This window comes from Methylosinus sp. PW1, from assembly GCF_000745215.1.
In the GTDB taxonomy this organism is placed as follows: domain Bacteria; phylum Pseudomonadota; class Alphaproteobacteria; order Rhizobiales; family Beijerinckiaceae; genus Methylosinus.
In genome coordinates this window covers 73,585-88,568 of record NZ_JQNK01000006.1, presented here as the reverse complement: position 1 = coordinate 88,568, position 14,984 = coordinate 73,585, and the positions used below count along the sequence as shown (strand labels likewise).

General features: G+C 61.4%; 11 protein-coding genes and 2 pseudogenes. 9 read left to right on the top strand and 4 right to left on the bottom strand.

The window, feature by feature from the left end:
• The first annotated feature begins 53 nt into the window (after positions 1-53).
• Positions 54-1,388: a plasmid replication protein RepC gene (gene repC, locus K369_RS04575; RefSeq protein WP_084570477.1), complete on the top strand. Its 1,335-nt coding sequence runs from the start codon at positions 54-56 to the stop codon at positions 1,386-1,388.
• Between the two features lie 425 nt (positions 1,389-1,813).
• Positions 1,814-2,794, top strand: a complete 981-nt coding sequence (locus K369_RS04570) for an IS1595 family transposase (RefSeq protein WP_036288374.1) — start codon at positions 1,814-1,816, stop codon at positions 2,792-2,794.
• Here the strand turns inward: K369_RS04570 and K369_RS04565 are convergent.
• Entirely contained in the window at positions 2,791-3,216 is a 426-nt protein-coding gene (locus K369_RS04565) for a hypothetical protein (protein WP_198033024.1), read from the bottom strand. The two genes, K369_RS04570 and K369_RS04565, sit on opposite strands and share 4 nt — an antisense overlap.
• A 1,516-nt stretch (positions 3,217-4,732) precedes the next feature.
• Positions 4,733-5,774: pseudogene (locus K369_RS04560) on the bottom strand (IS3 family transposase); the annotation flags it as partial.
• 86 nt (positions 5,775-5,860) lie between these two features.
• Between K369_RS04560 and K369_RS04555 the strand changes: the two are divergent.
• Positions 5,861-6,901 (top strand): IS110 family transposase, encoded by a 1,041-nt coding sequence (locus tag K369_RS04555; protein ID WP_036286117.1) that lies wholly within the window; start codon positions 5,861-5,863, stop codon positions 6,899-6,901.
• 218 nt (positions 6,902-7,119) lie between these two features.
• On the opposite strand, the pseudogene K369_RS25240 reads toward K369_RS04555, so the two are convergent.
• Positions 7,120-7,581 (bottom strand): annotated as a pseudogene (locus K369_RS25240) (hypothetical protein); the annotation flags it as partial.
• 134 nt (positions 7,582-7,715) lie between these two features.
• Between K369_RS25240 and K369_RS26090 the strand changes: the two are divergent.
• Both K369_RS26090 and K369_RS04545 read left to right on the top strand, forming a co-directional pair.
• Positions 7,716-7,883, top strand: coding sequence for a DUF1403 family protein (locus K369_RS26090; RefSeq protein ID WP_198033025.1), 168 nt, complete (start codon positions 7,716-7,718; stop codon positions 7,881-7,883).
• 159 nt (positions 7,884-8,042) lie between these two features.
• Complete coding sequence (locus K369_RS04545; protein ID WP_156967705.1) at positions 8,043-8,372, top strand: hypothetical protein; 330 nt, start codon at positions 8,043-8,045, stop codon at positions 8,370-8,372.
• 324 nt (positions 8,373-8,696) lie between these two features.
• On the opposite strand, the gene K369_RS04540 is transcribed toward K369_RS04545, so the two are convergent.
• Positions 8,697-11,177 (bottom strand): TonB-dependent receptor, encoded by a 2,481-nt coding sequence (locus K369_RS04540; RefSeq protein WP_036288381.1) that lies wholly within the window; start codon positions 11,175-11,177, stop codon positions 8,697-8,699.
• 488 nt (positions 11,178-11,665) lie between these two features.
• Here K369_RS04540 and K369_RS27530 point away from each other — a divergent pair, with 488 nt between their 5' ends.
• The 4 genes from K369_RS27530 to K369_RS04520 all read left to right on the top strand — a co-directional run bounded on the left by K369_RS27530 (position 11,666) and on the right by K369_RS04520 (position 14,704).
• Positions 11,666-11,824, top strand: coding sequence for a hypothetical protein (locus K369_RS27530; protein ID WP_245278095.1), 159 nt, complete (start codon positions 11,666-11,668; stop codon positions 11,822-11,824).
• Positions 11,809-11,886 (top strand): hypothetical protein, encoded by a 78-nt coding sequence (locus K369_RS28145; protein WP_371033293.1) that lies wholly within the window; start codon positions 11,809-11,811, stop codon positions 11,884-11,886. Before K369_RS27530 ends, K369_RS28145 begins: the two co-directional genes overlap by 16 nt.
• 448 nt (positions 11,887-12,334) lie before the next feature.
• A complete protein-coding gene (locus tag K369_RS04535) occupies positions 12,335-12,874 on the top strand; it encodes an AfsA-related hotdog domain-containing protein (RefSeq protein ID WP_036288379.1) in 540 nt (179 codons plus the stop codon).
• A 1,170-nt stretch (positions 12,875-14,044) separates the two neighbouring features.
• Positions 14,045-14,704 carry a TetR/AcrR family transcriptional regulator gene (locus tag K369_RS04520; RefSeq protein ID WP_245278094.1) on the top strand — a complete coding sequence of 220 codons (660 nt, stop codon included), beginning with the start codon at positions 14,045-14,047 and terminating at the stop codon, positions 14,702-14,704.
• The last annotated feature ends 280 nt before the right edge of the window (positions 14,705-14,984 follow it).

Below are 14,984 nucleotides of genomic sequence, written 5' to 3'. Positions count from 1 at the left end.
GTCGGCGCCGTTTCGGCGAGCGGATTTCTTTTGCCTGAACGAGGCAAAGGAAGATGCAGACACGTCCAACGACGCCCTTCGGGCGGCGGCCGTTGTCGCTCGCCATGGTGGCGAGCCAGGCTGCGACCGAAAATTTCGCCGCGAAGCCGGGCGCATCCGAAACCGTCGTCCACAAATGGCGACTGTTTCGGGCGCTCACCGAAGCCAAAGAGCCGCTCGGCGTCACCGAGCGCGCGCTGTCCGTATTGCACGCGCTGCTGAGCTTTCACCAGGAGACGGCGCTCAGTCTGCCGGAGATCGATTCGATGTCCGTCAAGGCGGGCTCGGCCGGCGCCGGAATCGTCGTGTTTCCCTCGAACAAGGAGCTGTCGATCCGCGCCCATGGCATGGCGCCGGCGACGCTGCGGCGGCATCTCGCATGCCTTGTCGACGCCGGCCTGATCATCCGTCGCGATTCCCCGAACGGCAAACGTTTCGCCCGAAAAGGGCAGGGGGGAACCATCCAGGACGCTTTCGGCTTCGACCTCGCGCCGCTGGTGGCGCGCTCAAGCGAAATCGAGAACCTCGCCGAGGAGGTGCGGGCCGAGAACCGCGCGATCGCGCTGCTACGGGAAAAGATCACGCTCACTCGCCGGGACATCGTCAAAATGATCGAGACTGGATTGGAGGAGGGCGTTTCGGCCGACTGGGAGGACGCGCATCAGCGCTACGCGGCGCTCTCGGGGCGCTATGGGCGAGGGCTTACACGCACCAATTTGGAGGCTCTGGCGGGCGAGCTGGGCACGCTGGCGACCGAAATCCACAAGTCGCTGGAAAAGCATGTAAAAGCTCAAAATATGAGCGGCAATGAGTCTCAAACTGAGCGCCACATACAGAATCAAACTACAAACTTTTCTGATCTTGAACCTAGCCTTCAAAAAGGCAGGGCCAATCCGTCTGAGCCAAAGGTCGAAGAGGGCGAGGAGCCGATCGCTTGTACGCCAGGAACGTCGTCGGAACGATGTCGGACTGTCGATCCCAAACCGCCGCTTCGAACCTATCCTCTCGGCATGGTGCTGGAGGCCTGCCCAGACATCGTCGATTACGGCAAGGGCGGCGAAATTTGCTCATGGCGAGACCTTGCGGCGGCGGGGGCGACGGTGCGCTCGGCGCTCGGTGTTTCGCCAGACGCTTGGTCGCAAGCTTTGGACGTCTTGGGTGAGCATGACGCCTCCATCGTCATCGCCGCTATCCTGCAACGTGGAGATGAGATCAAGAGCGCCGGTGGTTATCTCCGCGTCCTGACCGAAAAGGCGAGGGCAGGGGAGTTCTCACTCGGGCCGGTGCTGATGGCCCTGTTGCGCGGCAAGGCTGGGAAGGCGGCGCGCGAACGAAAGAGGACGGGTTGACGTGGAGGCGCTTTTTCGGATGGCGAGGCGCGAGGGCGTCTCCGTTATGCTTCGGAGGCGATCCCTGGGAACGCCGAGAACGGGCCGTCGAAGGGATTGCGCCGCTGCGACGCGGCAAATCCTCACGCATCCCGATTGGACCGCCGCGGCGCGGGCCTGGCGCGCCTGATGGACGCTACGCTGGCCGCGCGGCTGCTCGTGGAATCGGGCGCCGCGCCCGAGAGCGGGGCAGTCTACCAAACCGGCGCGAAGCCGGTCCAATCAACCAGCGCAAATTCCGACGCCTGAATTCGATTTTCGGGGGTTGTGCAACGATGGACCGCGAGCGACGAGCGCGGTCTTATGTAGCAACCGCCACCGTCGCTTGACATCGGTCGCGATCTCGCCGAGAGTGTTCTTGTTATGTTCTATCTGGCGAAGGCGCCATGGCTCAGCATTTCCTCCTGTCAGCCGCTGCGCGATCTCTCAGCATCGGCAAGGTCATGCGTATGTCCGACCGAGGCGCCGCGAATGTTTTCGCGCGGCTGCGCTGGCCGACGACCGATGGCAAGCCCGTATGTCCGAACTGCGGCTGCACGGCCTGCTATGACTGTCGGCGCGGCGCTCATCTGCGCTGGCGATGCCAGGCCTGCGGCAGCGACTTTTCTCTGACCTCGGGCACGCTGTTCTCGTCGCATAAGCTGCCACTGAAAACCTATCTCTTGTCGATCGTCTTGTTCTGCAACGAGGTGAAGGGCAAGAGCATGCTCGCCCTGTCCCGAGATCTCGGCGTTCAATATAAGACGGCCTTCGTGCTGGCGCACAAGCTCCGCGAAGCCATGGCCGCCAGCCTGCGCGGCCTGAAAATCGGCGGCGAGGGAAAAGTCGCCGAGATCGACGGCGCCTATTTCGGCGGTCATGTCCGCCCGGAGAATCTGGCGGCCGACCGTGTCGATCGTCGCCTCGCCGAGAACCAATCGGGGAAACGCAAAGTCGTCGTCGTGGTGCGAGAACGCGACGGGCGCACCTTGCCGTCCGTGTTCCCGTCCGAGGACGCGGCAACCTCTTTCATTCGCAGCCGGGTCGCCAAGGGAACCGTGGTTCACGCCGACGAGAGCCCGGCCTGGAATTCGCTGCACGCCAAATTCTCGATGAAACGGATCAATCATCAGGAGGGATACAGCATCGACGACGCCTGCACCAATGGCGCCGAGTCGTTCTTTTCACGGATGCGCCGCGGCGAGCTCGGGCATCATCACCATATCGCCGGAATCTATTTCGCCAGATACGCGCAGGAAGCGGCATGGCGCGAAGATCACCGCCGCATCGGCAATGGCGACCAAGCGGAAGGCGTCATCGGATTGGCGATGGGCCTTGGACCATCGATCGACTTTTGCGGCTATTGGCAGCGGGCGACGGCTGGCTAAATCACGCGCCACATCGTGGTCCCGGCCGCCTCGCTGCGTTCGATCGTATCCTTCGCCCGGTTCAACGAGCAGAGAACGGTCTTGTGAACCAACTCACGCGTGCGAGCGTCGTCTTCCCGTAGACCCTTCGCCTTCATGACTCCTGCGACGACATCGCGCGTGGTCATCGCCTCCGTGACTTCACGCAGAACGTCATAGATGCGCCGGCGGCATTCGCCCGGACGGAACCAGTTGTTGTGCGCGCGTGGCGCGGTCGATCGGGTCTCCTCGTCTTCGATGCTGGGGTCGAACAGCCGTATCGTGGCGTCGATATGCCCGAGATCGGCGCGCTGTCGATCGACTTGACGCTCCAGCTGGGCGATGGTGTCGGCGAGCTCCGATCTCTTGTCTCGCAAGGCCGAGATAATTTCCCTCGTGCTCATCGCCGTTCCCATGCTCAATCAATGATGAGCCGACAGCATAGAGCCTCAAAATCCGCGCCAGTAGAGGAAGCCAGTGGCGGCTGCTACATAAGACCGGACGAGCGCTGTCGGTCCGGCCTATTTGGCGGACCGGGCAACGTTGAAAATACGGGGAGTTTTCTCAGGCTTATTGAACGGACTCCGGCTTATTGAGCGGATAATTCAGGCCCAATTGGCGGATCGCGGCGCTCGACGTGAATGTGCCGGTTTGTTTGCACGATCTCGCTCATGGGACACTATCTCATTGTAATTACAATATATAACCGGTGATGTGGGACGGCTACTCCGGCTTATCGAGCGGAATGTTCAGGGTCAATTGGCGAACAAGCTCACTCTCGGCGCCTTATTGGTGTGATTTCAAGAAGGTGCAGGCGCTGGCCGGCTCTCTCTGCGCAGCTGGCTGGATTCCCGCGGCGCGGTGATGGGAAGGACTTGGCCGCGCGCCAGGAAGGCATGCGCGACGAGCAGCCGCAAACACAATGAATTTGGCGCGGTTCATGTGCGAGGCGCGCGACCGCGTGCGCGAAGCCTCTGCGGGCGAGTCCGCCAATTGAGCCGGAGCGCCGGACGAAAAAAACGACAGCTGGGAACGCTGTCCGGTCATTGAACCAGAGCGACAAGCGCTGTCGTTCGCGTTCATTGAGTGGACAGCCAACCATCTGATTTCTCTCATTTCGGCATCGCGCTGGATCGGTGGACTCGCGTTAGATCAGTGGACTTTTTGCGGTCATTCGCTGGACTGACTTCGGAGCCTTCGATCGCGATCGAACCACCCCGATATCTGCGGTTTTCAAACGCTTGCGTGCGCCTGTCCACTAAACCGGAGCAAAGCGAGTCCGATGAACCGGCGAAAATTCCGACGCCTGAATTCGATTTTTGCGGGCTGTCCACCCAATGAATGCGAACGACACGCCCGCATTGCCGGGAAATCTGCGGCATGTCCGATAAGCGCACATTATCGGACATGGACATCAGCTAACAAGCGCGGCGCTTTTCATGCGAATTGATGGGACAAAGCGCTGGCATAGGTTGCCATTCGACATGCGCCGATCCGAATCCCGCCGCTGCGGCAAAACCCGCGCGCAACGCGTCGGCGGCGTCTGAGATGTCACCTAACAAGTTGATGACATAGCTTTTCCGCGTTGGGCACAGGCCGCGCCCGGCGGCGCGTCCTTCTCGGCCGGCGTCGGCCTCGCGCTCCTCGATCAGACGCTGCGTACCCAGCCGCGCTTTGCGGGCGCGCCGCCGTCGCCGCGCCGATCACCGCAGGCTCCCGCAAGAATGAAGCTTTCCGCGACGCTGTCTGCCTCGCCGCGCCCGGCGCCGGAGCGTCGACGCTGGGCGGCCGCGTGCTCGCCGTGTGGCGTGACCTGGCGCGCCGCCCGAGCCTCGATGGCGCCGCGCTCACCACCGGCCGCCGCGCTGCTGGAGCTGCCCCGGAGCGTGTCAACGATTTTGAGACAGCGGGATTTAGAATTTAAGCTTGGGTTTCTTGTGTTTTGAGCGGCGGATTGATCCAGGCGGCGGTTGGCTTTCGGGGCGGGCTCGGCGGCATTCTGACGAAGCGTTCGGGGTTGGCGTTGAAAGCGCGATCGAGGATTTTCTGGCGAGCGTCATAGATTTCTTCGGCCTGGCCGAAATGAACCTGATCCGGAGTCATCAATCCGATGCCAGCGTGGTGATGATCGCGATTGTACCAAGTGAAGAAAGTGGCGAACGAATGTCTTCGCGTCCTCGACGCAGCCGAAGCGCTTTGGGAACTGCGGCTGGTATTTCAGTGTCTTGAAACAGCTTTCGGAGAATGGATTGTCGTTCGATGTATAGGGTCGGCTATGCGATTTGGTGACGCCGAGATCGGCGAGCAGCAGGGCCGTGGCCTTGGCTTTCATCGGTCCGCCGCGATCGGCATGCAGAGTGAGCTGGCCGGGCTCCACGCCGTGCTTTTCGACAGCGTCGTTGAACAGAGGTTTGAACAGCGCGGCGGTTTCCGCGTCGGCGATGTGCCAGCCGACCACGCGACGGCTGAAGATATCGAGGATCACATAGAGGTAGAAGTAGGTCCATTTGACCGGCCCCATCAGCTTCGTAATGTCCCAGGACCAGACCTGATTGGGTCCGGTCGCAAGAAGCTCGGGCTTTTGATAGGCGGGATGGCGCAATTGCCGCCGTCGCTCGCGGACCTCGCCGTGCTCGGCGAGGATGCGATACATGGTTCGGATCGAGCACAGATAGACGCCCTCGTCGAGCAGGCAGGCGTAGATTTCGGCAGGCGCGAGATCGACGAAGCGCGGCCCGCGCAGCATCTCGAGAATATGCTGTCGCTCGGTGTCGGTCAGGGCGCGCAATGGTTTCGGACGCGCCCTCGCGACGGCCGGCGGCTGTTTACGGGCAGCCTCGCGACGGTGCAGGCTGGCGCGCGAAAGGCCCAGCGCTGCGCAGGCCGCAGCGATCAGGCCACGGCGTGGCGCCAGCGCCGCTACGGCGTCCATCAGGAGTCCTCGTCGTTCACGATCGGGAGCCCCAGCAACAGAGCAATTTTTATGGAATGGCCCGCCCCTCCTTCCGGCGTAGTAGGCTCGCCGGCGATAGAACGGAGGGATTGGTCATGAAGACGAAGGTTTCCGTGCTCGGGATCGACATCGGCAAGAATATTTGCAGTCTCGTTGGCTTCGACGCGGCCGGGACGGTGGTCATGCGGCGGCGGGCGACGCGGGAGACGCTGATCGGCTTGGCAGCGAAGCTGCCGGCCTGTGTCGTCGCGATGGAAGCGTGCTGCGGCGCTCATCATCTGGGGCGGGTCTTCGCGGCTCATGGCCACGAGGTTCGGCTGATGTCGCCCGAATATGTTCGCCCCTATGTGAAAGCGCAGAAGAACGACGATCGCGACGCTGAAGGGATCGCCGAGGCGGCGACGCGGCCGACCATGCGCTTTGTGGAACTGAAAACGCAGGATCAGCTCGACATCCAGACGTTGCATCGGTCTCGCGACCGACTGGTCGGCGAACGGACGGCGCTGATCAACCAACTGCGGGCGATCCTTCTGGAGCGCGGAATCGTCGTTCCCAAGGGTAAACGTCATCTCGCGGATTATCTCGCCGTCATGCTGGACGAAGGGGGCCGACACACTTTGAGCGACCGGATGTACAGGCTCGTCGACGACGCTCGCACGCAATGGCGCGAGCTGGACAAGCGCATCGCCGCCTTCGACGCGGAGTTCACGGCTTTCGCCAAAGAGAACGAGGACGCCCGGCGACTGGCGACAATACCGGGCGTCGGCGCCCTGATCGCTTCGGCCTTGTTGGCGGCGATCGGAAAGGCCGAGACGTTCGAGCATGGTCGCGATCTTGCGGCCTGGCTCGGCCTGGTCCCCCGTCAGGCGACGACGGGGGGCAAGCCGAAACTGCTCGGGATCAGCAAGCGGGGCAACCGATATTTGCGCAGGCAACTCATCCATGGCGCGCGGGCGGCGCTCCCCCATGTCGCCAAACGCGACACGTCGCTCGGGCGGTGGCTGACGACGCTGCTCGCCCGCGTGCATCAGAATGTCGCGGTCGTCGCCTTTGCCAACAAGCTGGCGCGGATCTCCTGGGCGGTGCTGCGGCGTGGAGAAACATTTGCCGACAAGGAGGCGATCCTGGCGGCGTGAGACTGGTCGTTCGGCGCATGTGCTGCTGATCGTCCGACGATGTTTGCGGGTGGTGGATCGAAAGATGGCCTGACTGATAGTCGAACGGCGTTCTGGAAACCTGGTTCAAAAAACGGCGTTCGACGCCGAGACTTTTATGAGGACCGGAACGCGCGTATCTCCATCTTGGCCGGGGGCTCGCCCCGAGGCCGGATACGTTGACGCAGACCCATCAGAAGGCGCTCTCGATAAAACTGCTTGCAGACGGGGCGGGCCATACGTTTTTGGATTTCGATGATCGCCTCGGCGCGTTCCAAGCGTTTTGTCAGGAGGCGGTTCTCGCGCTGCAATTGCGCATGTTCGGCCGCCAACGGATTGGGCTCTACGACCTTGGGGCCGCGCTTGACAGGGCTCAGCGCTTCAAAGGCCCCGGCGGCGCGTTGGCGACGCCAGTCCGTCAGGGCCGATGAATAGAGCCCCTCGCGGCGTATGATCGCCCCGATGCCTCCTGGAACCCCAGCCGCGCGATCCGCTTCATCGAGGATGCGCAATTTGTCTTTGGCCGTAAACGTGCGCCGACGCGGGCGAAGGACGAGTTCCGGCGACGCGGCGTCTGGCGTCGAAACAATCGTCGGCCTCCGGCCTTCCTCAGCTTCGACGCCAGACGCCGCAAGAGTCTTTCCATCAATGATAGGGCGCATAACCATGGGATGTTTCGACCTCGGCCCTCAAGGGTAAACTCCCGCGGGGTGTTTGTCTCAACATCGTTGGCACGGAGGGCCCGCGTCGGATTGGCAGGGCGACGCGACGCTTGCGGAGGCCGCTTCGGCGCGCGGTGGCGACATCCTCGCCGCACGGGGCGCCGAATATCGTCCTCGCCCAACGGCTGAATTGGGACGCGCCGCTGCCGCTCGCCATGATCGCCGCCGTCGATCCGGCGCTGCGCCGCGGGACGCAGGGGCGGCGGTCGCGGCCGCGCGATCCCGATTGGAGGAGGCGCTGAGCTTGGCGCAGTATGCGCCGAGACCCTCTCGGAAATCCTCACCACCCTGCAACATGCACGGTTTCGCCGGAATTTGGCGCTAGCCCTGCCAATACAAATTCAGGCAATGATTCGAGGCAGTGTTCAGCGTCTCACCCTGCAACATGGAGTTGCGGCTACATGCGAGATCCTGATCCGTTTCTCCTTTCCGTGTCAGAAAAAGTGACCACAGGAGCGATGCGCGCCAACGGGACGATTCCGCATGACTGGCGTTGCATCGAGGTTCCGTGGCAGCACGTCGTGATTTTCGACAAGATTATTGAGATTGGCGGAACCAATATGCGCGTCCTTACCAGCCGCACCGCCGATGGAAAAAAGCGCGGGCGGGTTGCCGTCGGGCCAGAAGCATCGAAGCGCATTAACGAGCGAGCGTACGAAATCCATGCTCTTTTCATGACGGTTGCTTCCGCAATCGAAACTGACGACATCGTGTCTCAAGACGCAGCATGATCGCCTATGTGCGGCTTATCTTCGCCGGCGCGCTCAGCTCGACGCCATTGTCGCGAAACGCCTGTCACAGCATCGACGTCGTGCCGAGCGATGGGCGATGTCACGTAAACTCGAATCTGGCGCGCTGCCGCCGCACGGGCCGATTTCAAGCGGCTGTCGTCATGGATTTCGTGAACCGCCTGCGCTCGGTGGCGGACGGGCGGCTCCTCGAAGCGAGCAGCGAGCGGTATTCTCGCCCATCCACGCGGATGCGAGCAACTGCTCGACGATGTTGCGAATCCTGCGGTGATCGCGCCTCAGATCAGGAGCACGCGACCCCTGTGCTCACAAGAGCTTCACGCGGAACGAGCCGCCGAAGGTCGCCGGCCAGCGCGCCAAGCCGACTTTCGCCGGATTGCTGGCGTTTCCCGGGTCCCATGACGAAAAGGGCCGCTCGTCTCCGATGTTCTTGGCCCAGAAGGTGAGGCTATATCGATTGTCGTCGGTGCGAATGCCGACGCCCGCGTTCACGATCGCAAAACTTCCCTGCCAGTATTGCAGGATGGACCAGGGATTGGTCAGCTGCGTCTTGTCCTGCCAGTTGACGTTGACATAGCCGAACGCCGTTATCGGCTGGTCGAACCGCTCGCCGAAGCTGGCGAAGCGATCGAGGTTGCTGAACACGCGCCCCAGCGGTTGCTCGTAATTCACGCCGATATTGAAGGTCCAGAGTGGGACGCTCTGCCAACGCGTGTTGGAAAGCGATAGCGTTCTAGGTGCTGCGACGGCGCCGCCGGACCAACTCCAATCCGCCGGCGGCGGCGCGTCGGGGAAGGACACCCAGCGGGCGTCCGAGAAGGCGGCATTGAAATTGATCCACAGTCTCTCAATCGGGCTCCAGCGCCCGTCGAGCTCGATTCCGCGCAAGCGGGCATGTTGGGCATTGCCGAGTAGAGACACGCTGACAGGCGCGCCGAGCGCATCGACGCTCGAGGAGTCGACGATGTTGGTCTGGAAATTGTAAAAATCGTTCCAATAGAAATTGGCATTGAAAAACAGGTGATTGTCGAGCCAGTTCGACTTGACGCCCAGCTCATAGTCCCATGAGATCTCGGGCTTCACGAACGGCGTCGGAAAGCGCAAAAATTCTCGCAGCCCGGTTTGTGGATTGAGTTGGTAAAGAGCATTAGCGATGTTGACGGCGGCCGCCTTCTCGGCTCGGCCCAGGAGTCCGTAAAGAAGGACATTTTCGTTCCACTGATATTGCGGATTGAGTATCGCCGTCAGGTTGTTTTGATAATTTGAAGTGTAGCCCCTGTCTTGGAGGCCGCCATAGCCCCCCGCTACGATGACCGCTTGGTCCTGATCGAGGATCGACAGTGTCGGATGATAGCGGTTGAGATGCCACACCGATCCCCCGCGGATCTGGTAGCTGTTGCGCAAGCCCAAAGTGATCGCGAGCTGCTCGTCGTAATGCCAGCTCGCCTGTCCATAGGCGGCGAATTGAATATCCCGATTCTTGGTATACCACCAGTCCTCGACGCCCGGCACCGCGGCCGGTCGGTTCAGCCATTTCGCGGCGTCGACGCCGAATTGCGTATGGTGCATATCGTTGCCCAAATCTTCGTAGAAGAGATAGACGCCCGTGCTCCATTCGAGTTCGCGATCCTTGGGCGAGGTGAGCCTGAATTCCTGCGACCCTTGCCCGACATGTGTGTTCATGCCGGTGCGCCACAGGTCGAGCAATTGGGTGTCGTCGAAATACCGCTGCTCATCGCGGGAGAATCCGTAGGCGGAAATCGAGGTGAAAATATTCTCGCCGACGCTCACGTTGAGCTCGTTCGAAGCCGTGATGGTTCTTACCGGATCGACGCCCATCCGTACGATGGACGGCTTGTAGGGATCGAATGATAATAGCGGCCTTCCAAGGCGATTCACGACATTCTGGCCCCAGGTCGCGCTCGGCCGCGTGCCGTTGGCGTAGACGAGGAAAGAATCTGCGAAAGGTGCGGTTGTGTAGCCATTATATTCGGTGGTCTTATTGTAATTGAAAATGAGACGGTCGGAGAAGTCGTCGCCCACATAGAACAATTGCGCACGCACGCCCCAGCGGTCGGTGTTCTTATAGCCGGCGCCACTCACCTGATCACGGATCCAGCCATCGCCCTTGTCGAGAAAGAAGCTCACGCGATAGGCGAGTTTGTCGTCGATGATCGGTCCGGTGACGGTGGCTTTCTCGATGATGCGGCTGTAATTGGCGAAATTGGTCTCGGTCATCGCCTGCCGGGTGAAAGACGGTAGCTGATTGCGAATGATGACGGCACCGACCGGCGTGTTCTTGCCGCCCGCGGTGCCCTGCGGGCCATAGGCCACTTCGAAGGACCTAACGTCGAACGGGTCCATCCACTGAAAGTTCCGATACTTCCAAAATACATTGTCGACGATATAGCCGGTCGGAGATTCTGCGCCCCATGCCCCAGTTCCGGTGCCGAGCCATCGCAATGTCGCGCGATTGCTGACCGCCGTGCTCGCTTGATTTATGCGGTAGTTCGGGACGAGCTGCTGCAATTCGTCGAGGCGGTTGACGTTTTGGCGCTCGATGCTCTTGGGATCGACGACGATGACCGACTGCGGCTTTTTCTGCGCCTCCGTGACGGGACGCGAGGTTTCGCCCCGGTCATCGTCCTCGCCGGGGACGATGACATCACCGACCTGGACGTTCACTGCAGTCGGAGCCTGGGAGTCTTCGGCGCGAGACGCGCCGAGCGAGGTCGACAAGGCGACGGCGGCCGTAACCATATAGGCGAGGCTCGACGCGCTGGACATGAAACAGGGCCGCAATTTGGGGGCGACGCCGGACTTTGAACGGAGCATTGGCAAGCCTTTAATCACATAAACTCGATCGACTTAATAGACAATAGCTCCGATGCAGCTGTCAAGGCGATCTCAGCACGCTGATAGAGGAAGCGTATCGGCGCCGCCGAAGGGCTTGTCGTCGCGCACGTCGTCTCATCGCCATGCACGCGACATGATCGCGAATGAGATCGTAGAGTGGCCGCAGCAGCGAGGCGAGGCCCCTGCGGGCCAACGCCTGCCGCTTTGCGTCCCGAGGTTGCCGCTGCGGCTCCGTTGTCGTTGGCCGGCGCGGCGATGTTGTTTTGCATCTTCCTGCGCCTCGTTCGTATCCCTTGCGACGAGTCCCGCCTCTCGAGTCGGGCGCCGGCGCGCGGCGGCGACATCCTCGCTGCCTGGGGCGCCGATCTCGTCCTCCGCTCGCTCGGCGGCTGAACTGGGACGCGCCGCTGCCGCTCGTCATGATCGGAATCGTCGATCCGTCGCTGCGCCATGGAACGCAGGGACGGCGGCCGCGGCCGGGCGATCTCGAATGGGCAGAGGCGCTCGCCGCCGAGCTCGCTCGCCGCGCCGAAGCCTTGCAACAGATCGCGCCGCGCGGCGGCTGTTCGATCGGCTGACCGCGCTCGGCGCCGCGCGCGAACTCACCGGCCGGACGAACTTCCCGCTCTACGGCCTCTAAAAGAGCGCGCAATGGGACGAGCGAACTCCGGACCAGTCGAAAGTTTCGGATGAAAACAAATTGGTTTGTTGTTCACAAAACGCTGCGAAGCCACCGATAGGCTGTTCCCGCCCTTCCACCGGGTCGCCAGTGGGCAGAGCGCTTTCTGACGTCGATTTTCGCGACGTGGAGAAGCTTTGGCGCTCTCGCTTACCGGTATCGGCGCCGATTGGACGGTCCGACCTCGAAACGCCGCCCGTGCGATTGCGAATTCGTGCGTCGACTGGCCGCGAAAGTTTACGTCGGCGACCGGGATGATCGAAGCGCGGAGCCTCTCCATCGCCGAAAGATGGTGTGCCCAGAGTCGGATTTGTGGGAAACGCCACAGCCGTCCGAACCGCGTGCCACTAGTCTGCAGCGGTTCTCAGAAAATGCGCTCGGGCGCTCCATTCATTCGAGGAAGCACGTTATGAACACTATTCAGGCGAAGCCGGAATTTCTTGCGATCACCAGAGGCGCCGCGCATGTGATCGACGAGACGAATCTCTTTGTTCATTCGGTCCTGCGGATCGGCGCGGATACATTCGAGTCGCCGCTGCTGTTTGATGGACGGCATCCTTATCTCTACGACAATCCGGCCATAGCGAATCATGTTTCCGGGACGTCTTTCCTCGATGCGAGCCGGCAGCTGCTGAAGGCCATCAGCCACCTCTATTACAATGTTCCGATCGAAAATCGTTTCGTGATCCAAAAGGTCGAAATGAATTTCGCGCGCTGGGCGAAGATCGGCGTCGAGATCCGCGCGCTGGTCGAGGCGGAGGCGCTCGAGCGCGTGCTCGGCGGCGTCGCTTCGGTGAGTGTTTGCGGAAAAATCACTTTCCAGCAGGAGGGACGCGAGCTTGGATCGATGACCGGGAAATTTTCGACCTTTTCGGCGGAGGTCGAGGCGCGGCTGATGTCGCGCCAATATCGACAGCCTCCCGTTATTGATCAGGCGGTCGCGGCCTGAGCTTTCAGTGACGCTTCGTTTTCGCCACGGGCCGTCCGGGAGATTCGCCCCGACCCCCGCGATGGCGGGGCGAGTCTCGGGAGCATGAGGAAGCATGCCGCCTCAGCATGAATCGCTAGATCCACGTTTTCGTTTGCTAGCCCCGGATACCAACGCTCGAAGGTTGATCGTAGAGTTCCATCGAGCGTCTTGGTGCGGGTCCGCAAGAGAGAATGCGCGCCGCGCCGAGTCCATTGCATCTGCTGCATTGTTTGCCTTTGATCATCGAGCCCGCGCCGCGGGCGGCGATATCACAGTGGCCACCGGCGAAAGAAACCGCGTCCGGAGTCGTCGAGGTCGGGCTGAAGGACGTGCGAGCGAAGATCAGCGCCACGGTGCATACAAGCGCTCGGTTTTGCCCCCCGCGGAGCGCAAAATTTCAACAGTTAGGATGCCGATCGGCGTCGAGAGCCCTCGCCGGTTCACATTGATGACTCTTGTTATCTGACCCTTCGGCGACGGAGCCTCTCAATCGGCGAGGGAATATCGACATTGCAACTACAGGTAAATTCAAGCGCCAACGTCTTGGCGTGTAGTCTCGGCCGGATCTTCAGTTTTTCATGTTAGACAGCCTTTGGGGCGCTCGTTATGTTCCATTCGAGAGCGTAGATCGAGAACGTTCTTACACAAACGCTATCGAGAACATAAAATAAATCTATTGTAACTACCGAGATTATAGACTTTGATACAAGCCAATGATTTTATGCGAGGGAGACTTACTTTGACTGCTGCCGCTGAAGCGCTGGTTCCAGCGCAGGGATCAATAAGCTTGGCGGAGGAATTTCGAACACGCAATCTCTTCTCGTTGGCCGAGGGCGGCCCTGCGAACTACCCCGTTCGCGCCGCCGCAGCGCTCCGCTATGCGCCACTTTGACGGATGTGGTGACCTTCCCTCTCTCGCGCACCGAGAGGTCTGTCGGGAAGACGCTGGGACTCGTCGTCGTTACGAACCCTGTGATCGATCCACCGCCTACCGACCAGGCGCCGCCACAAGACGCGCTCGACGAAACACCGCCGACGGAAGACACGCGCGGGGCCGCGAGGGCCCAGCCGTTGCGCGGGTAGGGCCGCAAGGAGCGGAGGTCGGCGGCACAGAAGGGGAGAGCGTCGCCCACACGGGGAGGGATTGCGATGAACGCGAGACTGCAGGCTGTCGTCACGGAGAGCGAAGCGATGGAGAAGCGCTCCTCCCTGCGCAAGGAAGGCATTCTCACGGCGGCGCGAGCGCAATTTCTGGAACAGGGCTTCTCAAAGACCAGCATGGACGCGATTGCGCGTTCCGCGGGCGTGTCGAAAGCGACGCTCTACGCGTATTTCCCGAGCAAGGAAACGCTCTTCGCCGATCTGGTCGAGATCGAATTTCGAACGAGAACGCTTCGCTGCGCCGCGCCCGATCTCGACCTCGGCCTTGCGCCCGCGTTGCGAGCACTGGGGAGGGAGCTCGTGAGGTGCTGGTTCGGGAAGGATTCCACTGCGTTCTTCCAGGCCGTGTGCAGCGAACGCTGGCGTTTTCCCGGACTCTGCCGTCTGGTGTTCGAGAGCAATCAGCTGGCTGTGTTCGGCGTCCTCATTTCCGTCTTCGAGGAGGCCAAGCAAAAAGGGCTTCTCACTTTCGCCGACGCGAATATCGTCGCCGCGCAACTGCTTCATCTCGTCTTGGCGGATTTGCCTCTTCGGATCGCGCTCGGCCTCGAGCCGCCGAGCGAAGCAGAGGCCGAAGCGACGCTCGATGCTGGTATCGACTGCTTTCTGAGAGCATACGGAGCGACGCCGACGTGCGACACAGCGTGATCGGAGTTTGGCCTCCAAGTTTGAGACGGTCTCAGGCATAGGCGCGCGAAGGAGCGTGCGCCTCGGTCGAATTGGATTGCTACGTATTATAAGGTTCCTTATCTTTCGCCTCGAGAGGAGACCAATTTTGCCGACCGACGGCCGAGAGCGAGAGCTCGCATTCGCGATCAGCGACGCGGCGCGCCTACTGCGAACCTACGCGGACCAAGAGGCGCGTCGATTCGGGATGAACAGGGCAAAATGGGCCGTTTTGTCCCGGCTCGAACGATCCGAAGGATTG